Annotated in this window: 14 protein-coding genes and 1 tRNA gene; 8 read left to right on the top strand and 7 right to left on the bottom strand. The window is 40.5% G+C overall.

Annotation, left to right across the window (positions count from 1 at the left end; all coding sequences use genetic code 11):
- Nucleotides 1-78 precede the first annotated feature (78 nt).
- The 6 genes from B3I52_RS14005 to B3I52_RS14030 form a co-directional block, all read right to left on the bottom strand.
- Nucleotides 79-1227, bottom strand: a complete 1149-nt coding sequence (locus tag B3I52_RS14005; protein ID WP_293302325.1) for a galactokinase — start codon at nt 1225-1227, stop codon at nt 79-81.
- Between the two features lie 361 nt (nt 1228-1588).
- Nucleotides 1589-2998 carry an MFS transporter gene (locus tag B3I52_RS14010; protein WP_293302327.1) on the bottom strand — a complete coding sequence of 470 codons (1410 nt, stop codon included), beginning with the start codon at nt 2996-2998 and terminating at the stop codon, nt 1589-1591.
- A gap of 340 nt (nt 2999-3338) precedes the next feature.
- The gene (locus tag B3I52_RS14015; RefSeq protein WP_293302330.1) at nt 3339-4598 is read right to left on the bottom strand and encodes an efflux RND transporter periplasmic adaptor subunit; all 1260 of its coding nucleotides are present in this window, start codon (nt 4596-4598) and stop codon (nt 3339-3341) included.
- Between the two features lie 4 nt (nt 4599-4602).
- Nucleotides 4603-8970, bottom strand: a complete 4368-nt coding sequence (locus B3I52_RS14020; protein WP_293302333.1) for a CusA/CzcA family heavy metal efflux RND transporter — start codon at nt 8968-8970, stop codon at nt 4603-4605.
- Nucleotides 8971-9158: 188 nt separating this feature from the next.
- Nucleotides 9159-9485, bottom strand: a complete 327-nt coding sequence (locus tag B3I52_RS14025; RefSeq protein ID WP_293302335.1) for a DUF6660 family protein — start codon at nt 9483-9485, stop codon at nt 9159-9161.
- A 401-nt stretch (nt 9486-9886) separates the two neighbouring features.
- Nucleotides 9887-10762 carry an AraC family transcriptional regulator gene (locus tag B3I52_RS14030; RefSeq protein ID WP_293302337.1) on the bottom strand — a complete coding sequence of 292 codons (876 nt, stop codon included), beginning with the start codon at nt 10760-10762 and terminating at the stop codon, nt 9887-9889.
- A gap of 228 nt (nt 10763-10990) precedes the next feature.
- Here B3I52_RS14030 and B3I52_RS14035 point away from each other — a divergent pair, with 228 nt between their 5' ends.
- Genes B3I52_RS14035 through B3I52_RS14070 form a run of 8 tightly spaced genes read left to right on the top strand, consistent with a single transcriptional unit; the run spans nt 10991 to nt 23413 of the window.
- Complete coding sequence (locus tag B3I52_RS14035) at nt 10991-14164, top strand: SusC/RagA family TonB-linked outer membrane protein (protein ID WP_293302338.1); 3174 nt, start codon at nt 10991-10993, stop codon at nt 14162-14164.
- An 18-nt stretch (nt 14165-14182) separates the two neighbouring features.
- Entirely contained in the window at nt 14183-15850 is a 1668-nt protein-coding gene (locus B3I52_RS14040; protein ID WP_293302340.1) for a RagB/SusD family nutrient uptake outer membrane protein, read from the top strand.
- A gap of 33 nt (nt 15851-15883) precedes the next feature.
- Nucleotides 15884-16900, top strand: coding sequence for an IPT/TIG domain-containing protein (locus B3I52_RS14045; protein WP_293302342.1), 1017 nt, complete (start codon nt 15884-15886; stop codon nt 16898-16900).
- A gap of 10 nt (nt 16901-16910) precedes the next feature.
- Nucleotides 16911-17999 (top strand): phosphoglyceromutase, encoded by a 1089-nt coding sequence (locus B3I52_RS14050; protein ID WP_293302344.1) that lies wholly within the window; start codon nt 16911-16913, stop codon nt 17997-17999.
- Nucleotides 18000-18013: 14 nt separating this feature from the next.
- Nucleotides 18014-19147, top strand: a complete 1134-nt coding sequence (locus B3I52_RS14055; RefSeq protein WP_293302346.1) for a glycoside hydrolase family 26 protein — start codon at nt 18014-18016, stop codon at nt 19145-19147.
- A 20-nt stretch (nt 19148-19167) separates the two neighbouring features.
- The gene (locus B3I52_RS14060) at nt 19168-20994 is read left to right on the top strand and encodes a sodium:solute symporter family protein (RefSeq protein ID WP_293302349.1); all 1827 of its coding nucleotides are present in this window, start codon (nt 19168-19170) and stop codon (nt 20992-20994) included.
- Nucleotides 20995-20999: 5 nt separating this feature from the next.
- Nucleotides 21000-22223, top strand: a complete 1224-nt coding sequence (locus tag B3I52_RS14065; RefSeq protein ID WP_293302351.1) for a glycosidase — start codon at nt 21000-21002, stop codon at nt 22221-22223.
- Entirely contained in the window at nt 22223-23413 is a 1191-nt protein-coding gene (locus B3I52_RS14070; RefSeq protein WP_293302353.1) for an AGE family epimerase/isomerase, read from the top strand. Before B3I52_RS14065 ends, B3I52_RS14070 begins: the two co-directional genes overlap by 1 nt.
- Before the next feature lie 173 nt (nt 23414-23586).
- On the opposite strand, the gene B3I52_RS14075 is transcribed toward B3I52_RS14070, so the two are convergent.
- Nucleotides 23587-23661: transfer RNA gene (locus B3I52_RS14075), tRNA-Ala, on the bottom strand.
- Nucleotides 23662-23752 lie beyond the last annotated feature (91 nt).

A 23752-nucleotide genomic window follows, 5' to 3' on the forward strand; every position in this document is an offset into this window, starting at 1 on the left:
CCCATAGCTATAGTTTGGTGTCACCATCAAACCCAACCTATAAAATATTGATATCATTTTTAAACAGTTTCTGAATAATTAAATCACCTCTGCTCCAATTCCTGTTTCCACGATATAAGCATCTAGTTTCAACCCAAATTCGTTTAAATATAGCGAACTTAACTTATCAACTAAAGCGTCTATTTCTTGCTCCTTCACTACATTAATGGTACAACCACCAAAGCCACCGCCCATCATTCTAGCACCCAAAACATAAGCTAGGCCCTTTACTTGGTTTACCAAAAAATCGAGTTCTTTGCAGCTCACCTCGTAATCTTTGCTCAAGCCTTCGTGAGTTTGGAACATTAATGCTCCTAATTCTTTCAGGTCACCATTTTTGAGAGCCTGTGCAGCCTTTTTCACTCGCTCAATCTCATTAACCACGTACTTACATTTTAGGTAAACATTTTCGTCTTTAGGTTTTACGTGTTCTTCGAGCATAGCTAAATCTGCATCCCTCAAATAATGCACCTCTGGGTGGTGACTTTTAATCCAGCTCACACCTTTATTGCATTGCTCACGTCTTTCGTTATAGGCCGAATCGCTCAACGAATGTTTTACATTGGTATTTAGTAAAACGAATTTGTAGCCCTCTAATTTCAGCGGGATGTATTCATATTCCATCGATCTACAATCGAGCATCATGGCATGGTCTTTTTTTCCAAAAACAGCAGCGAACTGATCCATAATACCACAGTTAACACCAGCGAAAGTATGTTCGGCCTTTTGAGATAGCCATGCCAATTCCATTTTTGACACCGATAGCCCGTTGATGTACTGAAGGGCAAGTGCCGTAGCACATTCTACCGCAGCAGATGAAGACAGGCCTGCACCCAATGGTACATTGCCGTAGATATAAAGGTTAAACCCCGACAATTGATGTCCGCGTTGTACAAATTCGTTTGCTACTCCTAATATGTAATTAGCCCACGATAGTTCAGTTTTTTTAATAGCAGCAACCGAAGAAATACATGTTGACTGGAAACTTTCGGCATAGAGATGAATTTCTTGGTCGTTTCTTTTAGAAATGGCCACATACACGCCTTTATCTATAGCGGCAGGCATTACCAAACCACCATTATAGTCGGTATGTTCTCCAATAATATTAATACGGCCTGGCGATTTAACCAACACTGGCTCGGTCTGAAAAATATCGATAAACGATTTTTTGATAGATTCAGCAGTCATTTCTTGTTATTTTTTGTAATGCTCGGTTGATAGTCTAATTGTCAAAGCATCTTAAATTTAATAACCAATTTGAAATTGGATTAACATTATCCGTAGCGCATCATCAAAACTAAGGCGAATAATTAATAATCAATTTCTTATTCTTATTATTCAAATCCTCCCCCTGCCCCCTCCAAGAGGGGGATACACAAATCGCATAATTAAGCCCCATGTATCCTCCTTTACAAAGTTTACTCTGATTTTCGGAAAGGAATTAAGGGGCAGAAATGTTGGACAATAATGCACTACGGGTAAACATTGTTTATAAAAACGATTACTACATTTATTTGTAAAATAGTGGCAGAAAAACATCTCTAAATAATTACCCCGCTGGCCGCATATTCTCGCCATCTTTAAAGTGCAACCTTCGGAAAACAAAGCCCGACAGAATGGTTAACCCACCAATCACCAAAAAAGTATAGCGAAAGGCATTGTGTATTTCGTTATGGATCAGTTTTACATCGCCCTGGAAAATCTTGAGCACAATTAAACCAAAAGCAATACCGAAACCTATGGCCAGTTGCTGGTTTACCGACACCAGCGAATTGCCGCTACTGGTGTGATATTGCCTTAAATCGGCAATAGAAATAGAGTTCATGGCAGTAAATTGGATAGAATTAAAAAAGCCTAGCACAGCAATAATGGGCATATACCAATAAATAGAACTATGGATACTGGGTATGGCCATACAACAAATGAGTACGCCAATCATAAAGGTATTGGCCATTAAAGTTCTTTTATACCCAAAAGTATTTAAGATTTTTATAACTGCAGATTTGCCAAACATTGCCGTTACAGCCATTGGAGCTATTAACCAGCCAGAGGTTACTGCCGATTTGTCAAAAGCGATCTGGATCATCATAGGCAACAATAAAGGCACCGAACTGATGCCCAAACGGGTGGCCAAATTACCGGCTATGCCCACCCTAAAAGTCCGCACCTTAAACAGGTTTAACGGAAAGATAGGGTTACTATCTTTAGTGGCATGCCGATAATAAAAATACAACATTAAAAACCCCAACAGCAATACCAACAGCACTGGCGTGGTATGTGCGGTATTGCCAAACATTTCTAACGCCACCGAAAGCAATAAAGAAGCCGCAGCAAAGATAAGGAAGCCCTTTAAATCGAAATCGATAATATTAGATCTATAATTGGGCATGTATTTTAAACTAAGGATAATGCCCACTATACCCATTGGAATATTAATGAGAAAAATCCAATGCCATGATAAATAATCTACCATATAGCCACCTACCAAAGGCCCCAATACTGGGCCAATTAATGCCGGAATAATGGCATAGTTCATCGCTTTTAAGAGTTCGTTCTTGGGAAAAGTCTTGATAAGTGCTAATTTACCTACCGGGGTCATTAAACTGCCACCTACCCCTTGTATTACCCTTGCCATTACCAATTGGTTTAAGTTATGTGATAAAGAGCAAAACAAAGAACCTACGCTAAACAAGATCAATGCAAAAATGAAGACGTTTTTAGTACCAAACTTATCTGACAGGAAACCACTAACAGGCATAAAAAGTGCCAAGGTGAGCACATAACCTATAATTGCATTCTGCATGTTCAATGGCGATTCGTTCAGTTCTTTAGCAATAGCGGGCAACGAAGTATTTAAAATAGTAGAATCTAGCATCTGCATAAAAATGGCCGTCGCCAATATTATTGGCAACAGTTTTTTTGTTAAGGCACCCTCTTGTGCCGATGTTTTGATGTCCATAATTAAATTGTAATTAATTTGACGGCTTAATGCTTAGCAACGGCTATATCAATAACTATCGAATATAAATCTTGTTTGTGGTTTGATGGTATTTTAATTGTAATCTATAGTTTTAAACTACAAAAAATATTCTTTTCCTAAAAAACGCCCTAAGTTTCTACAAAATATAAGTATTTGGGCAAGTGACTGCGTCTGCTGTACATTTACTATTCTTAAACGTTTTTTAAATATTGGTTAATTTTTCAGCTTTCCAATGAGTTGTGCCAATAAAAAAAGGGAATAGTTGTGGCAACCATCCCCCTTTAATCTTATATCGCTAAAAGTAACTGACCAAACTGTATTAATGTTCGTGCCCTTCGGTATTGCTGAGCTTGGCATTTACAAAAAAAGCACCTTTTACCACAATTTTGGTATTTGCTGAGATTTCGTCCACAAATGTTACTGCCGTATAGCCCATGTCCGAAACGCCTTTCAGCACTTCTATTCTTTCAAAACTCATACTCCCTTTTTCCGCCTGGTGCGCTTCTGCCCTCTCGTCTTTATCGCCATGCTTTTCTTCAGCTTTTTTATTGGTCAACGCCAACACGTAGTACTTACCATCGGCACTTACTATGGCATCGTTAGGTACCGCGGGCGTAGTTACATTGTTTAGGCTCACTACTCCGGTAATGTTCATTCCGTCAATTAAACCTACTTTGTTGCCGTTTACTTTGGCATGCACGGCAATGGTTTTACTATCGTTCTCAAAAGACGAGCCTATGCTAAAGACAGTGGCATCATACTCGGCAGTAGGATTATTGGTTAAGGTAAAGTGTATGGTTTGTCCAATTTTCACCTGTGGCAAATCTTTTTCAAAAACCTGTAAATCCAAATGTAGCGAACTATTATCTACCACTTCTATCACCGGCGAAGCCACATCTACATAACTGCCTATCTTGGCAAATACATTACTTATGGTACCACTCAGCGGACTAGTGATGACCAGCGTAGTCTTTAAATTTGCGTTAGACAAAGAACTTGGATTGATGCCCATTAATTGAATTTGTTTTTGCAAGGATGCCCTACGGGTGTGCAATGTGTTCAGCTCTGCGGTAGCATTTTGCAAGTTTTTACCTATTCCGGCATTGCCTTGATTTAATAATTGCTGACGTTGCAGTTCCTCTTGTGCAAATACAATTTTACTGGCAGTGGTGAGGTATTCCTCTTGCAACTGAATAAACTGTGGGTTGGCAATGGTAGCAATTACCTGCCCTTTTTTTACGTAGGCGCCAATTTGCACATGAAGTGTTTTTATTACCCCGCCGTATAAGGAAGTTGCATTGGCCTTATTGTTATTGGGAACACTTAGCATGCCGTTTGCCCTAATGGTAGCGGTAAGCTCTTTTTGTTCTACATTGCCCAATTGTACGCCAGCAGTTTTTAGTTGCACTGCCGAGAGTGTAGCAATGGCAGGTGTCTCTTCTTCGTGAGTATTTTCTAACGCAACCGCGTTTTGCGCCGCATGCCTCTCTTCGCTTTCTTTAGGCCTATTGCAAGCCACCAAAACAGCAAGCATTATTGTGCCTGTTACTATTGGCAGGGTATTTATATTGTTTTTCATTGAGTTATTGATTAATTAAGGAATAAATATAAACTACCGACAAGTTTACCTCTTGAATACTTTTCAGGTAATTTAATTGTATATCGGTGGCTGTTTGCAGCGCAAATAAATATTCTACATAGCTGATATCGCCAGTTTTGTAGCCTATTTGCGCAGCCGAAATAATTTCTTTGGCATTGGGCAAGGCTTCTTTTAAGAAGTAATTGTATTGCTGCAAATCTTGTTTATACTGTAATGCCGCATTTTGCATTTGCGTGTTTAAGGCTTGCTGTTGTTGCCTTGCATTAGCTTCGGCCGCCTGTTTTTTATAATCTAAGGATTGCATACGTGCTTTGGCTGCCCCAAAAGTTAAGGGAATAGCCACACCAACATTAACAGAGCTAAATCTGTTGCCACTGCTAAAATACTTTTCGGCACCGTTTACATCGTGAAAACCAATTAAAGACTGGTTTACATAACCAAAGGTAAAATCGGGCAAGGCTTGCGAACGCTCTACTTTTTTACTTTGCGCTGCAATAAGCGCTTCTTGGTACAAAAATTGAATAGAGGGATGATTCGCTATAGCGGCACTATCTAGCAGATGATCAATTTGCAGTGGCCGAAATGTTTCGCTTACCGCTACCTGCACCTCTTCTTGCACATTCATTACCGTTTTTAAGTTAGCAAGGGCATTGGCCAAATATACTTCGTTTTGTTTTAGCAATAAACCAATTTCTCCCTGCTTGGTGGCAGCTGTACTAATATCTACTTTTTTGGTATCTCCAGTCTTATATCGCAACTGTGCAATCTTAATAAAATCGATATAAAGACTATCTAGCTGCCGCAATTGTTTTTGGTTGTACTGCAAATATTGAATTTGATAATAGTAGTTGCGCACCTCAGTTTTCAATTGTAACAGCGTGAGGCTTTTTTGCAATTCCTTTCCTTTTACTTCGGCATTATTGAGCGCTTTTTTAGCACCGAACAAGGTGGGGAAAGGGATAGTTTGCGATACTTGATAAGCTTGATCGAAGGCTAAACTGCTGTATTGGCCTAACTGTGCATTAAAAGCTAACTTAGGCAATTCGCCCGCTGTTCTTTTTAAAGCCTGGCTTGCCTTTACCTCTAACGCTTGCGCTTTTAGCTGCATATTATTGGCTATGGCTGTTGCTATGGCCTCCTCTACGGTTAGCGTTTTTTTGGTTTGTGCATTGGCCGTTAAACTCCATAAACACATTACAATTAGCCCTATTGTTGCAATAGGTTTCATTTTTAACGCGTTTTTAAGTTTATGTTTCGAATTGAAGATAATGTACAGCAAAGGCAGCACAAACAACGTAAGAAAGGTTGCCGTAACCAAACCACCAATAACTACGGTAGCCAAAGGCTTCTGTACCTCTGCCCCTGCGCTAGTGCTTAAAGCCATTGGCAAAAAACCCAAACTGGCAACAGTTGCTGTCATTAACACCGGGCGCAACCGTATTTTAGTGCCTTCAATTACTCGTTTTACAACATCGTTATTGCCCTCTTTTTCTAGCTGATTAAATGTGCCAATTAATACAATTCCATTTAATACTGCCACGCCAAACAAGGCTATAAAGCCAATGCCTGCACTAATACTAAAAGGCATATCACGCAGCAGCAAGGCAAATATACCACCAATGGCACTCATGGGAATAGCTGTAAATATTAAACCCGCTTGTTTCACAGAGTGGAAGGTAAAATATAGCAATACAAAAATCAACAGCAATGAAATGGGCACAGCAATCATTAGTCGGCCGCTGGCTTCCTGTAAGTTCTCGAACTGGCCACCATAGGTAAAGTAATATCCCGATGGCAGTGCTACATGACTATCTAGCTGTTGCTGAATATCTTTTACCACACTTTGCACATCGCGTCCCGCAACATTAAAACCAATTACAATTCTGCGTTTTCCGGCCTCTCTACTTATTTGCGCTGGGCCTAATTTATAATCGATGGTGGCTACCTGCGACATGGGTATTTGATTGCCCCTTGCCGTTGGAATCATTAGGTTACTTACATCTTCTATGCTAGTTCTATATGCACTATCTAAACGAACCACCAAATCAAACCGCCTTTCGTTTTCGAAAACTACCCCTGCACTTTTACCTGCAAATGCAGTACTTAACACGTTGTTTACATCTTCTACATTTACCCCATAATTGGCCAAGCGTGTGCGGTCGTAGGTTACGTTTATTTGTGGCAAACCGCTTATACGCTCTACCTGCGGGGCGGTAGTGCCTGCTACCTTTTGTATTACCTTACTTACTTCATCGGCATAGGCGGCCAAGGTATCTAGATTTTCTCCAAAAATTTTAACTGCCACATCTTGCCTAATGCCTGTCATTAATTCGTTAAACCGCATTTGTATAGGTTGGTTTACTTCAAAGAAAATGCCCGGCAGGGTTTCTAGCTTCTCGTTAATGGCATCTGCCAATTCGGTGTAGCTTCTGCCACTTTTCCATTCGCTTTGCGGTTTTAAAACAATGATCAAATCCGATGCTTCGGGCGGCATAGGGTCTGTTGGCACTTCGGCCGAGCCAGTTTTGCCCACCACTGTTTTCACTTCATCAAACCCTTTAACAATTTTTGAGGCCTGCATAGAGGTAGCTATACTCTGGCTTAGCGAACTACCTTGTGGCAAAATGCAGTGGAAAGCAAAATCGCCTTCCTGCAATTGCGGTATAAACTCGCCCCCCATTCTGCCAAAAAGCACCAAACAAAAAGCAAATACCGCAACGGTAGCACTCACTAACCAATATTTTATTTTAATGGCTTTTTCTAGCAATGGTTGATATTTCTTTTGCAACCAATTCATCATCTTATCTGAAATGGTGATTTTATGCAAAGGTTTCTTGGAGAGAAACAATGCGCACATCATTGGAATGTAGGTAAGCGATAAAATTAACGCACCGAAGATGGCAAACCCTACTGTTTGCGCCATTGGACGGAACATTTTACCCTCTACACCCACCAGGGTAAGAATAGGAATATACACAATAAGGATAATGATTTCGCCAAAAGCCGCACTGTTACGAATTTTAGAAGCAGATGCCAATACTTCCGCATCCATTTCTTGCTGGGTAAGCCTGTTTGTCGACTTTCGCAAGCCCAAATGGTGCAAGGTGGCCTCCACTATAATTACCGCACCATCCACAATTAGCCCAAAATCTATAGCACCTAGGCTCATTAAATTGGCACTTACCCCAAATACATTCATTAAGCCCAATGCAAATAGCATGGCCAAAGGAATGGCCGAAGCCACAATTAAACCTGCCCTTAAATTACCCAAGAACAGCACCAGCACAAAAATAACGATTAAAGCTCCTTCAATTAGGTTCTTTTCTACTGTACTCATCACCCGATCCACCAAATCGGTACGATCTAAGAAAGATTCGATAACTACATCTTGGGGCAGCGATTTTTGTATGGTTGGCAATTTATCTTTGATGCGCTGTACCACCTCTTTGCTGTTTTCGCCTTTCAGCATCATAACCACACCACCAACGGCCTCCACATCGCCATTGTAGGTAATGGCTCCATACCTTACCGCACTGCCAAACCTTACCTCGGCTACGTCTTTTACAAAAATAGGAATACTGCCTGTACCGCTTTTTACACTAATGTTCTTCACATCCTCTAAAGAGGTTACCAAACCAATTCCACGAATGAAATAGGCATTGGGCTTTTTGTCAATGTAAGCGCCCCCCGTGTTTTGGTTGTTTTTTTCGAGGGCAGTAAAAATATCGGTAATACTTACGCCCATTGCCTTTAAGCGATTGGGGTTTACCGCCACCTCATATTGCTTTAATTCGCCACCAAAACTGTTTACCTCTGCAATACCTGGTGTACCATAAAGTTGACGGGCCACAATCCAATCTTGCATGGTACGCAGGTCTTTGGCATTGTATTTTTTCTCGCTTCCTTTTTTAGGGTGGATAATGTATTGGTACACTTCGCCCAAACCAGTACTTACAGGTGCCAATTCTGGCCTACCTATTCCTTTTGGAATATTTTCTTCGGCTTCCTTCAACTTTTCGTTGATGAGCTGCCGGGCAAAATAGACATCTACCTTTTCTTTAAACACCACTGTAATTACCGATAATCCGAAACGAGAAACACTTCTAATCTCTTCTAAATCTGGAATATTGGCTATACGCTGCTCAATAGGAAAAGTAACTAACTGTTCTACTTCCTGGCCTGCCAAGGTAGGGCAAACCGTAATAATTTGCACCTGATTATTCGTAATATCAGGTACTGCATCAATAGGCAGTTTAGTGGCACTCCACACCCCCCAAATAATGAGGAACAGGGTCATGATACCAACCACCAATTTATTCTTGATGCTGAATTTTATGATGTTATCTAACACTTTTATCTGTTTATTTTTGCTATAAAATTGTACTGTACAACTATAAAAACAAGCTGCACATCACTAAGTTAATCTGGATATTGAAAGAGGAAAGAGCCTTAAAATAATACAGACTCCAACAGACTCCATTACCTGTAAAGCAAGGCCTCTTATAGCCTTTCAACAACCTTTTTAAAATTTAAAGAAAATTAAACGAGTATTTTGGGCGGGTTCCAGATATTGCCGTAGTAATTAGAAACAACATCAAAATCACCTAATAGGAGCTTTTTGTTAAAAAAAGCAACTTTAGGTTTTTTAATCTGGAAAGAGATAAAATCAAAAGTAGTGGTAATTACACTGCAACAACTACAATAACAGAAAGGACTACAAGTATCGTCGTTGTCTTGGTTATGGTCATGAGTTTGTAGCACCTCAATTTTAGATAGCCCATCGTTACAGCTATTGGCTACATCACTACAGTATAATGATGTTAGCGCCAGCATATAGGCAATCCATATAATGAGCAGGCATCTCATAAGTACACAAATATATAAAAATCAGCGTTATTTTTTTTTGTTACCACACAATGCGATTTTCATTTTTTAAAATAGCACTTAGAGCCTGTTTAAATTTCAATAAGAATAAATACATAGGCGGGTGGGGACACCCGCCTACAGCCCATAGCTATAGTTTGGTGTCATCACCAAACCCAATCTGTAAAATATTATATCACCCGTTTGCATTATTGATTTAGTTAGTTCTCCTCCCCCTTGCCCCCTCCAAAGGGGGACACATGGCGTATAACTACACGATTTGCATATCCCCCTCTTGGAGGGGGCAGGGGGAGGATTTAAACTTCATATACAAACATTTGTATATCAATTATTTATTATCTTATTGATAATACACTACGCGTTATATCATTTTTAAACAGCTTCTAAACAAAAATACGGTGCCCCGATAAATTATCTCGGAACTCTTTTGGTGTGCATCCTTTTTTCTTTTTAAAAATTCGGTTAAAATTAGAGATGTTATTGAAACCACAGTTGTAAGCTACTTCAGAAACTGCTTCGGTGGTATCAATTAACTTTCTCGAGGCATGCCCTAAACGTATTTCTATTAAACTATCTATAAAGCTCACCCCGGTTCTATTCTTAAAAAACCGACTAAAAGAAACCTCGGTCATATTAGCAATACGTGCCACCTCTGCCAAAGAGATCTGCTTATCAAAATTAAGGTTGATGTACTCCATCACTTTCTCTACCCTTCTACTGCTATAAGAAAACTCTGCTTGGCTAAAGGTAGAATCCGAAAGTGTTCGCATGCTACGTGAGCTAGAAAGATCGTGTAAAATAGACATCAGTTCCAACACCGAATCGAAACCATGTTGCTTGTTCAATTTTACTAAACGAGGGCCAATATTTCTTGCAGTTTCTTCAGAGAACAAGATACCGCATTTGGCCTTTTCGAACATATCCCTAATAATCCGCAGCTGGTTGCGCCGTAAAAATTTCTCGTCAAACAAATCTTTATGAAACTGTATGGTAACTTCATGGATCTCCTTTCCGTTTAATTTATGGGTTTCCCAAACATGCGGCAGATTAGAACCTATCAACACCAATTCTATATCGTCAATTTCTTCGATATGATCGCCCACTACCCTACGTGCGCCACTAGCATTAGAAATAAAGTTAAGCTCCATCTCTTCATGATAGTGCAAAGGGAAATCAAACTCCTGTTTTCTCCGTTCAAAAATGGTAAAACAATCACTATTGGTGAGGGGGGTAATTTCTTTTATAACACTCGACTGCATTGTATAAATGTATATAATATCAACTATAAGGATAAAATAATATCAGCAACAAATATAGCGCAGATTAGCGCCATTTATCAACAAAAAAGGCAGTTACACAAAACACACATTGCTATTTTAATAAAAAACAAACATTTATGACTTAAAAATACTATAAATAGATAAAATAGTATTATTTTAAAAACTGTTTTTGCAACTACTTTTGAGTATCAACCAAATAAAATACTTATGCTTAATAAACTAACCACTAATTTATTGGCAGTACTTGTATGTCTGTTCGCAACTATAGCGTGTTTTGCACAAGACAAGAAGTTAACGGGAAAAATAGTCGATGAAATCGGCTCTCCCCTTGCCGGGGCTTCTGTAAGCATTAAAAACACTAAAGCCTCCACCATTACAGATGGAAACGGAAATTTCAGCATTACCGCTCCAGCCAATGCACAAACCATTGTATTCTCGTTTTTAGGAATGGAAGAACAACAACTTGCTATTGGCAACAACAACAATTTCAACATCAGGCTTAAGAACAGTAGCACTACTTTATCCAATGTGATCATTGTGGGTTACGGAACCATAAAAAAGAGCGATCTTACGGGTTCGGTAGCTAGACTGGAACGAGAAGAATTTATTAAAGACGCCCCTACCAACATTTTACAGGCCATGCAAGGTAAAATTGCTGGAGTAAATGTAACGCAAAACGATGGCGCCCCAGGCGCAGGCCTAAGCATTAGAATTAGAGGCTCAAACTCTTTCTTGGGCGGCACAGAACCTCTTTATGTAATAGACGGTGTTCCGTTTAACAACTCTAGTTCTGGCTCTACACCAATGTCAATCGGCGATGATGAGAAACAAACGCTAAACGCCATGTCTTTCATCAACCCTGACGATATTGAAAGCATCGACATCTTAAAAGACGCTTCTGCTACTGCCATATACGGCTCTCGTGGTGCAAACGGCGTGGTATTAATTACCACAAGAAAAGGAAAAACTGGCAAAGACAGAATTGAGGCTAATTTTATTGTTGGCTCGGCACAGGTTTCTAAAAGGCTGGATGTTTTAAATGCAACAGAATACGCAACCTATCAAAACTTGGCCTATACCAATTCTAACATCTATACCGGCACCAATTACACCTTACCATACAGAGGCGAAAATGTTCCAGACCCTGCAAATCCGGGACAAACCTATTACGATAAAGGCCCGCAAGACTATATCGGCAACACCAACAATTGGCAAGACAGAATTTTTCGTAACGGCATTTATCAAAACTATGCTGTAAATATTAACGGCGGAACCGATGCCGGCACACACAGCATCACCTTTAATTATTTAGATCAAGAAGGAACTATCCAAAATTCGGGCTACAACAGATTTGGCTTGGGCTTAAATTTAGGACGAAACATTAGCAAGACTTTTAAAATTGGCACCAGCACATCATTGGCAAGCACGCTAACCAACGGAGTAAAAACAGGCACCGATAAATCTGATGCGGCAAGTGCTGGCGTTATTCGCTCTGCACTAACCTTCCCTTCTACCATTTCAGACCCAATTGCCTACGATGGCGTGGGCGATGCCTTCATCACCAATCCGTATATTTACGTAAATGATGTTTTAAATAAAGTAAGAGGCTTGAACATCTTTTCATCCAACTACCTAGAAGCTACATTTTTGAAAGATTTCAAATTTAGACAGAATGTAGGTTTCAATTACTCCAACAGCGCCAGAGACCAATATTATCCCACAAGCGTTTACGAAGGTTTTTCTATGAGAGGTTGGGGTCTAAAAGCCGATAACATTTGGAACAACATCACTTCTGAAAGTATTGTTACCTACAATAAGAAAATTGAAAAGCACAGTTTAACGGTAATGGGTGCCGGAACTTTTGAACGCACCAACGGACAAAGCAAAAGAGCAGAAGCCAAAACCTTCCCTAACGACAATCTGCAAAATGAAAACCTATCCGCTGGCGAAGTAATTATGCCAGTAGTAACCAACCGTTACCAATCTACCTTAATTTCTTTCCTAGGACGTGCGAACTACAGTTTCGACGACCGCTACCTTTTAACCTTATCCTATCGTCAAGATGGTTCTAGTAAATTTGGAAAAGACAACAAATGGGCTGGTTTCCCTTCGGCAGCTGCAGCTTGGAAGATTTCTAACGAAGATTTTATGAAGAACGTAAAAGCAATTAGCGATTTAAAATTACGTTTTAGCTATGGCAAAACCGGTAACCAAGGCATTGGCTCATACGCTTCTTTAGCCAAACTAAGTGTATATAACTATGTATTTGGCGGTGCCATACAAACAGGCTTAGCCAACGATTTATACGCTGGCCCGGCAAACGACAAGTTAAAATGGGAAACCACCAGTGCCTACAACTTAGGCTTAGACATGGGCTTTTTCAAAAACAGGCTAAACCTAACGGTAGAGGTTTATAAAAAAACAACCGATGACCTGCTACAAAACCTAACCATCCCCTCGTCAACAGGCTTTAAAACTAAATTGGTAAACTCTGGCTCTATCGAAAACAAAGGTTTAGAAATGAGCTTAAACGGAAAGGTGATAAAAACTAAAGATTTCGAATGGAATTCGAACTTTAACATTGCATTTACCAGAAATAAAATTTTAAGCCTAAGCCCTGATGTAACCGAGCAGTACGCCCGTAACATCTCCACCGGCGATGCCCCATTTATTCAAACCGTAGGCAAGCCAATTGGTGCAATTTATGGCTACATTGAAGACGGCTACTACGATAACGAGGCCGAAGTAAGAAACGATTTGCAATACACCAACCAAGGCAATGCCATTATTTTGCGTGCAATTGGCGAAATCAAATACAAAAACTTAGATGGCGACCCAACCGCCATGTCGCCAAGCGATAGAACTTTTATTGGCGATGTAAACCCAGACTACACTTTTGGCTTTACCAATAACTTCAAATACAAAAGGTTTGATTTAAGTGTATTTGTAAATGGTGTACAAGGTAACGACATCATCAACATGAACACCAGGTTTAATGCCAACTTGGGCACCAATAAAAACATTACGCAAGAAATGGCCGATGGCGCTTGGGCACAGGACAAAGACAACAGCAATGCTACCGGCCCAAAAATTATGCGACAGTTCTTTAGAAACCTATTGTTTAGCAGAAGGTTTGTAGAAGACGGCAGTTTCGTAAGAATCAAAAACATCACCTTTGGTTACGAGCTCCCAATAAAATCGGCCGTAATTTCTAGAATGAGATTAGCGGTTGGCGTAAACAACCTGCTTACCTTCACCAATTATTCAGGCTTCGACCCAGAGATGAACAGTTATGGAGATAACCCTGCATTGTTTGGGGTTGACTTGGGAGGTTATCCAAACACCAGAACCTACAACTTCTCTTTACGTTGCAATTTTTAACCTTAATAAAATAATTATATGAAAGCGATTTCAACCTATTTTATGGCATCAGTACTAGGGCTGGCACTGCTAGGCGCTAGCTCGTGCAAAAAGGCTTTAGAAGAAACTCCATACTCATTTTATTCGCCAGAAAACTCTTATAAAAACCAGAATGATGCGAGAGCTGCCATCAACGGCGTTTACAATGAACTTTATTCGTGGGAGCTTTACCTACAACCCTTTTGGAACATGACCGTTTTAGACGACGACCATGTTGCAGGAGCCGATTGGTATTTAGGCACTACAGGTGCAGGTAATCCGCAGGCCTATTGGGGCGTTGATGGACCATGGGTAGGCTGCTACGCCATGATTGCCAGAGCAAATACTGTATTAGAAAATGTACCTAACATTACAGACATTGATCCAGACATCAAGAAACGTATCTTAGGAGAAGCTTATTTTCTACGTGGATGGGCCTATTTTCAACTGGTTCAGTTGTATGGCGGCGTACCTCTTAAACTAAAAGCCAGTGATCCTGAAACTAATACACCAAGAGCAACAGTAAAAGAAACTTACGAGGTGGCCATCGCAGATTTTAAAGAAGCAGAAGCCAACCTCCTGCCTGCGGGCCACCCCAAAGCTGGCGAAGCAGGCAGAGTAACTCAAGGTGTAGCTAAAGCATTTTTAGCCAAAACCTATTTAACTATGGCATCGGGAGCTTCTACAGGTAACGTAACTGTTCGCGGAGGCACCGATAATGGCTACTATACTTATACCAAAGATGTAGTAAAAGGCTTAGAAGGCTTAGATGCAAAAGCTTACTATACTTTAGCGAGAGATAAAGCTAATGAAATAGTTAATGCCAGCAATAACCCTTATGCCCTTACTCCAAACTGGAAAGACTTGTGGAGCATTGCCGGAAGAAACAACAAAGAGCACATGTGGCAATTACAGTCGTTAGCCGGAAGTGCGTTCATGAATAATTTAGGCGTTTACTTTTCGGCTCGCTCTACTTTTGGCGTTGGTGCTGTATGGACTACCAACAATCATTATAACGATTATGATGTACAAGATGAACGTGTATTAGACGGTATTACCCACAACTACCAAACTCTGCAAGGCGTCTATATATTCTATCCATCGTGGCAAGCTTCTAAATACCAAAATGTAGGCGGCGTTACCTATAATAATAGCGGTAGCGCAACTGCAGAAAGGGCCTACACCATTAAGTACAGTGGCGTTGCCGACCCTACGGTAGCCAACAGCGATGCCTTTTATCCGCTACTGCGTTATTCAGAAGTTTATTTGATGATAGCCGAGGCCGAGAATGAAATTAATGGGGCTAACTCCGTAGCTTACGATGCACTTAATACGGTAAGACTTCGCTCCTTCCCTACCTATATTCCTGCACCTCCTCCCGCTTCACAAACACCAGTGCCAGTACCCGAAGCCTACGCTCCCGCAAACATGACACCTGAACAATTCCGCAGCTATGTACTGGCAGAAAGAGCTAGAGAATTTAATTTGGAAGGCATTAGACGTTTCGACCTGATGCGCTGGGGCGTTTATTTACAAGTAATGAATAAAATTGGAACAGGACAGAACAACATCTCAAAAGTTCGCCAACAGAAAAATTTATTATTACCTATTCCATTAAACGAAATAAACTCAAACAAAGCCATCAAAGGCAATAACTTTGGTTGGTAATTATCAACTATTTTAATTTTCATAGCGATGAGAATGATAAAGAATTACATTGGAGCTGGCTTACTACTGTTAGCTACCTTAATTATCGGCGCTTGTAAAAAGGATAAAACCGAAAACACCAGCCCGCCAACGCTTACTGCGGTTACAACACTTACAGACAGGGCTACAGACCTCCAATCTATTGGCTACGGCGAGTGGATCATCATTAAAGGAAATAACCTAAGCACTACTTCACAGGTAGATTTCAATGGTACTCTAGCTGCAGACTCATTAACTTATGCCGATGATAACACTATCACGGTTAAAATTCCCGCAAACCTTACTGACCCAATCAATAATCCGATTAAAGTAACCACCAAGTACGGCACAGCCACACTGAATTTCCAGATTAAACAACCTGGTCCACAAATCGCAGATTTTAACCCTGCCGCTGGTGTAGTAGGCGATGAAATTACGATTGATGGAAACTACTTTAAAGGCATTAGCAACGTAACCATTAACGGTGTTGCCGCAACCATAGTTTCTAGCACACAAACAGAGGTAAAAATTAAAGTACCCACAGGAGGAACGGTAGGTACCATAGCAATTACCACACCCGTAGGCACTGTTACCGCTACCAAAACTTTCGGTTTAAGACATGTAATTTACGATGACGGGTTTAAAAATGGTTGGACAAACACCTCGTATTCTACCATTTCGCTTGATTTGCTAAGCACCGCAAATACCCGCAGGGGCACCAATGCCATCAACGTCACGCACAAGGGTTATTCGGCCGTTAGGTTTAGATTAGCCTCCAAGTTTGCTACAGCAGGCTACAGCATGGTAAAAATATCTATGTTTGGCGGTCCAGGCACGCAAGGCAAAAAAGTAAAAATATCACTTTCACCTACCGCTGGAAGTTACGAACTCTTCTTAAACGAGGGCAAATGGACAGATTATCAAGTACCGTTCATCAATATCGGCAATCCAACCACTATCGAATACATTACATTTCAAGAGTTTAGCAATTTCGGATCGCAGATTTTTATTGATGACGTAGGTTTTTATTAAAAAGAAATACATGCAACTAAGAACTGCCCTATTTATTTGTTGTTTGCTGTTGTTTAAATTTAGTGCCGCACAAAAAACCAAGAATGTAGTGATCATTACATTTGATGGGTACCGCTGGAAAGAACTTTTCAATGGTGCAGACTCAAGCAACTTATTTGGCAAGAAGTTTACTTCGCAAGATTCTACTTGGCGTGTTAGAAAATACTGGGGCAAAACCGAAGAAGAGAGAAGGGCAAAACTAATGCCCTTCTTTTGGAATACCATTGCTAAAAACGGACAGATTTATGGCAATCGGAATTATGGCAACAAAGTAGATGTAAGCAACAAATATTGGTTCTCCTACCCAGGCTATAACGAAATTTTCACCGGATACCCAGATACTTTAGTGAATTCCAATGCCCATCCCGCAAATCACAACATCAATATTTTAGAGTTTTTAAACAAAATACCTGTTTATAAAGACAAAGTTGCCACTTATACTTCTTGGGATACTTTCAGCAAAATTCTTAACCAAGAACGAGCTGGCTTTCCCATAAATGCAGGCTACAACAATGTAAAAGGCAAAAACTTAAGTGATGTACAGAAAATGTTGAACGATTTGCAATGGTGGCTACCCAAAGATTATGGGCAAGGGCAACGACACGATGCCATTACCTACACCTTAGCCAAAGAACACGTTAAATTGAACCAACCGAGGGTATTACAAATTAGCTTTATAGAAACCGATGCTTTGGCACATAGTGGAAAATACGACTACTATTTAGATGCTGCCAATTACAATGACAAAATGATTGCCGACTTGTGGAACTTCATGCAAAACGACCCATGCTATAAAGACCAAATCACCTTTATCATTACCGCAGACCATGGCAGAGGTTACGGCGACAACTGGCAACATCATTACTATAGCGTACCGCATTCTAACGAGATTTTCTTAGCAGTAATGGGACCAGACACACAAGCATTAGGCGAAATCAAACAAAAAGGACAATTATACCAAAACCAAATTGCACAAACTATTGCCGCGTTTTTAGGGATAAAATTTGAAAATGGCCATCCTATAGGCAAACCTATTACCAGCGTTTTACCAAAACCATAAAAGCCGATACTTACATGAAAAATACCCTTTTATTATTTTTACTCTGCGCCTGCCTTAGCCCTACGTTTGCACAAAAATTAAGCAACAAAAAGGCTACATCAGTTACCAAAGCACTTTACAAGAACCTCCACTTATTAAGTAAAAACTATGTGCTTTTTGGCCATCAAGATGATTTAGCTTATGGCGTAGGCTGGAAATACGAACCCAATAGAAGCGATATTAAGGACGTGGTGAACGATTATCCAGCAATTTATGGATGGGACATTAGCAAAATCGAACATCAACACGATAAAAACATTGATGGCGTACCTTTTAACAAGATGCGAGAATACATTAAAACCGCCTATCAAAAAGGGGCAGTAATTACCATCAGTTGGCATGCAGACAATCCGCTTAGCGGTGGTTCATCCTGGGACACCACTCGCAACACGGTAAAAGCTATTCTCCCTAATGGCGAAAAACACGAACTTTTTAAAACCTGGCTAGATAGAGCAGCTACCTTTTTGCATAGCTTAAAGGGAAACAACGGAGAAGCCATCCCTATTTTATTTAGGCCTTTTCACGAGCTTAAGGGAAATTGGTTTTGGTGGGGAAGAAATACCACCTCTCCCGAAGAATTTAAGGCCATTTGGCACTTTACCTACAATTACCTACAAAACACTAAAAAACTCAACAACCTAATTTGGGTTTACAACAGCAACGATTTTAACACCGAAGCTGGTTTTTTAGAAAGCTACCCCGGCGATGACATGGTAGATGTCCTAAGTTTCGATCAATACCAATACGGCAATGACGGCAAACAGATTTTCATCAACACCGTTAAGAGACAGTTAGCAATTACCACCAAATTAGCCACAGAGCGAAACAAGCTCAGTGCCTTTGCCGAAACCGGGTTTGAATCCATTCCCGATGCGGTATGGTTTACCCAAACATTGTGGCCAGCCATCAAAGATTTCCCTCTTTCGTATGTGCTGTTATGGCGCAATGCAGGTTACGACAAAAGCACCAAAAACATGCACTACTATGCACCCTATAAAGGCCAAGTATCTGCTAACGATTTCAAAAAGTTTTACCGCAACAAACAAGTACTTTTCGAAAAAACATTAAGCAAAAAGAAAATATACCAAACCAAACAAACCGCTCACTAAAAAAAATACCCATACCATAGATGAACCTACACCTCATAGACATTTCAATTCTTGTTCTTTACCTCATTACCATGGTAATGATTGGTTTTTACATGAAAAACAAAGCCAAACAAGACAAGGAAAGCTATTTAATGGGCAGCAAAAAACTGCCTTGGTACATGCTGGGCTTAAGCGATGCCAGCGATATGTTCGACATTAGCGGCACTATGTGGATGGTTTCGCTCTGCTTCGTTTACGGCTTTAAAAGTATCTGGATACCGTGGTTATGGCCCGTATTTAATCAAGTTTTCATGATGATGTTCTTGTCTAAATGGTTAAGAAGATCTAATGCAACTACTGGTGCCGAATGGCTAAAAACCCGATTTGGTCTGGTAGGCAAAGGTGTAAAAAGCTCACACGCCATCATCATTGCCTTTGCTTTAATCAGCTGTTTAGGTTTCTTGGCCTACGGCTTTATCGGTCTGGGCAAATTTATCGAGGTTTTTGTTCCATGGGAACACATCAAAGCTTACGTTCCTTTTGATGTACCCAGCAAATATGTAGCGCATTTTTACGGCATCGTGTTTACACTTTTTGCCATGTTCTATTCCATTATTGGCGGCATGCACAGTATCGTTTTGGGCGATGCCATCAAATATTCCATCATGACTTTGGCCTGTATTGCCATTGGTGTAATTGCTGTACAACATTTACAAAACCAAACACTTAACGTACCTAAGGGATGGAACAATCCATTTTTTGGCTGGAACTTAGATTTAGACTGGAGCGCCATTGCTGCCGATGCCAATAAAAAAATTGAGGAAGACGGTTTCAGCTTATTTGGCATCTTCTTCATGATGATGTTATTAAAAGGTGTTTTCGCCTCGTTGGCCGGCCCTGCCCCAAATTACGACATGCAGAAGATCTTAAGTACCCGCAGCCCTAAAGAGGCCAGTAAAATGACCGGCTTTGTAAGTATTGTGCTGTTGCCCATCCGCTACTCCATGGTTACCGGGCTAACTGTGCTTGCCCTGCTTTACTACAACCAATTGTACCTAAAAGGGCCAGATGGCATTACCGATTTTGAAAGGATATTACCTGCCACCATTAACACCTTTTTGCCTATCGGCGTACTTGGCTTGGTACTTACCGGATTGTTAGGCGCTTTTATGGGAACATTTAGCGGCACGTTAAATGCCGCACAGGCTTACATTGTAAACGATATTTATTTGAAATACATTAACCCTACGGCACCCACTAAAAAAATCATTTCTATGAATTACATCGTAGGCATTGTGGTGGTTGCCGCAGGTATCGGGTTTGGGTTTTTAACCAAAGACGTTAACAATATCCTACAATGGATTGTAGGCGGCCTGTACGGCGGCTATGTGGCAGCCAACTGTTTAAAATGGTACTGGTGGCGCTTTAATGCCAACGGTTTTTTCTGGGGCATGGCCATAGGTGTAGGCGCTGCGTTGCTCATGCCCTACGTTACCACCGGACTGCCCCTATTTTGGTGGCCAGCCCTATTTATATTATCCTTAGCCGGCTGTTTAATTGGCACCTACACTGCACCACCAACAGACCTAGCCGTACTAAAATCATTTTACAGCACCGTAAAACCTTGGGGCTTTTGGAAACCCGTACACAACCTGGTAACTGCAGAACAACCATCTTTTAAAGCAAACAAAAATTTCAAGCTCGATATGTTTAACGTAGCCATTGGTATTGTTGCCCAACTATGCTTAACCATATTCCCTATGTATTTAATTACTGGCATGTACATACCCTTGTTGGTAACCATAGCCATTTTAGTAGTTATCGTTACCATTTTAAAAAGAACCTGGTGGAATAGATTAGAAGATTAAGACTTATGAACACGAATTTTGAAGAACGCATCTCGCAAATAAGCAAAGAGCAAACGCAATTACTGCGACAAACAAATACGCCAATACACGTTAATAACGGCATTTATCAACGTTACAAAAATCCTGTGCTTACCGCACAACACATCCCCTTAAACTGGAAATACGACTTTAACCCAGCGACTAATCCATTTTTAATAGAACGTTTTGGCATTAACGCCGTACTAAATCCCGGGGCAATAAAATGGAATGGCAAGTACATTTTAATGGCAAGAGTAGAAGGCACCGATAGAAAGTCGTTTTTTGCCATTGCCGAAAGCCCTAACGGGATAGATAATTTCGAGTTTTGGGACTACCCTGTTATAATGCCCGAAACGGAAAATCCCGACACTAACGTTTACGATATTAGGTTGGTAGCACACCAAGACGGCTGGATTTATGGCCTATTTTGTACCGAACGGAGAGATCCACAAGCCAATGAAGGCAATCAATCTGCAGCAATAGCACAATGCGGCATTGCACGTACTAAAGATTTAAAAAATTGGGAACGCTTGGCCGACCTTAAAACCAACTCGCCACAGCAACGCAACGTAGTTTTACATCCAGAATTTGTAGATGGAAAATATGCTTTCTACACCCGCCCACAAGACAGTTTTATCGAAGCAGGCAAAGGCGGCGGTATTGGTTTTGGTTTATCTAAGTCTATCGAGAATGCAATTATCGATGAAGAAATTGTAATTGACAAAAAAGTTTACCATACCATTTACGAGGCCAAAAACGGGCAAGGCCCCGCTCCTATTAAAACCAAAAAGGGATGGCTACATTTAGCACATGGCGTTAGAAATACCGCCGCTGGTTTACGTTATGTATTGTACATGTTCATGACCGACCTGCACGATTTAACTAAAGTAACCCACAAGCCTGCCGGATATTTTATTGCCCCAGAAGGCGAAGAAAGAATTGGCGACGTTTCTAATGTGGTGTTCAGCAATGGCTGGATTACCGACGAAGATGGAACAGTTTATATTTATTATGCCTCATCAGACACCCGCATTCATGTAGCCACAAGCACTATCGAACAATTGGTTGATTATATAACCAACAATCCGGAAGATGGGTTAAGATCTGCAACAACGGTGCAAACCATCATCGATATCATTAACAAAAATAAAGCTATAGAAACTAAAGGAGAGATTAACGTAAATTTGACCGGACAATCCGCAAATCATTAATGCAACAGTTAAACACTCTTCAAACCGAATTACAAACAGAGCTTAGCCACTTACTGCATTGGTGGAACACTAACGCTATAGATGAAGAATTTGGAGGCTTTCATGGCAAAGTTGCCAATGATAACCATGCCGTTTCCTCGCCAAAGGGATTGGTATTAAATGCAAGAATTCTCTATACTTTTTCATCGGCATACTTATTAAACAAAAAAACAACCGACTTAAATATTGCCAAGCGAGCTTATCAATATTTAACCAACTTCTTTAACGATAAGCAAGCAGGGGGCTTTTATTGGTCGCTTACGGCAGATGGTAAGCCCCTAGATACCAAAAAGCAAGTTTACGGACAAGCTTTTGGCATTTATGCCCTAGCAGAGTACTACAAAGCCGCTAAAGAAGAAAAAGCCTTAGCCTTAGCTAAAGAAACCTATCAATTACTAGAAAAATACAGCTACGATAGCGCTAATAGTGGCTATATTGAAGCACATAAAAAAGATTGGTCGCCACTGGAAGACGTAAGGCTAAGTGAAAAAGACCAAAACGACCAAAAGTCGATGAACACACATCTACATGTGATTGAAGCCTATGCAAACCTATTCCTGGCTTGGCCCGACAACGGATTAAAAGCAGCAATTAAACGATTGTTAACTAATTTCAAAAACCACATCATCCATCCGCAAACAGGGCACTTACAGCTTTTTTTTGATATGGATTGGAAAGTTAAATCTAATCTAATTTCTTTTGGACATGACATAGAAGCTGCTTGGCTTTTACTAGAAGCCGCAGCAATCGTTAACGACAAGGAAGAAATTCAGGATTTTAAGCTATTGGCTTTAAAAATGGCTGAGGCCGCACTAAAAGGCTTGCATCAAAATGGCGGCTTGGCTTACGAACTTGACCAAGAAAACCAACATTGGGTTAACGAATTTCATTGGTGGCCGCAGGCCGAGGCCATGGTAGGTTTTTTTAATGCTTGGCAACTATCAGGCAATGAAAATTACTTAAAAGCAACCCTAAAGATTTGGGAATTTGTAAAAAAACATATTAAAGACAGCAAAAATGGCGAGTGGTTTTGGGGCGTAAACGAACAGTTATTGCCCATGCCAAACGAAAATAAAGCTGGTTTTTGGAAGTGCCCCTACCATAACGGCCGAGCTTGTATGGAGCTAATTAAAAGGCTATCTTCCCTATAAACTCAAGGTATTTGCTTTAACGAAACAATTGCGCACAGCAAACTTATGAATGCAAAATTAAGCTACCTCAATACGGGTATCTTAAAAAAGAAGAAATAACGCAACAGCAATAGGGGAAATATTTTGGCCATCAATCCTTCAAAAAAAAAAGCCTCACTATTGTAAGGCTATTGCTCCCGAAGCTGGGCTCGAACCAGCGTCCCTCCCGATTGCAATCGGGATGCACTAACCAGCTGAGCTATTAGGGAATATTCCTTTAAGGAAATTATTTTGGTCATCAATACTTCAAAAAAAAAGCCTCACTATTGTAAGGCTATTGCTCCCGAAGCTGGGCTCGAA

It is taken from the genome of Pedobacter sp. UBA4863 (assembly GCF_002399615.1).
Lineage (GTDB): Bacteria > Bacteroidota > Bacteroidia > Sphingobacteriales > Sphingobacteriaceae > Pedobacter.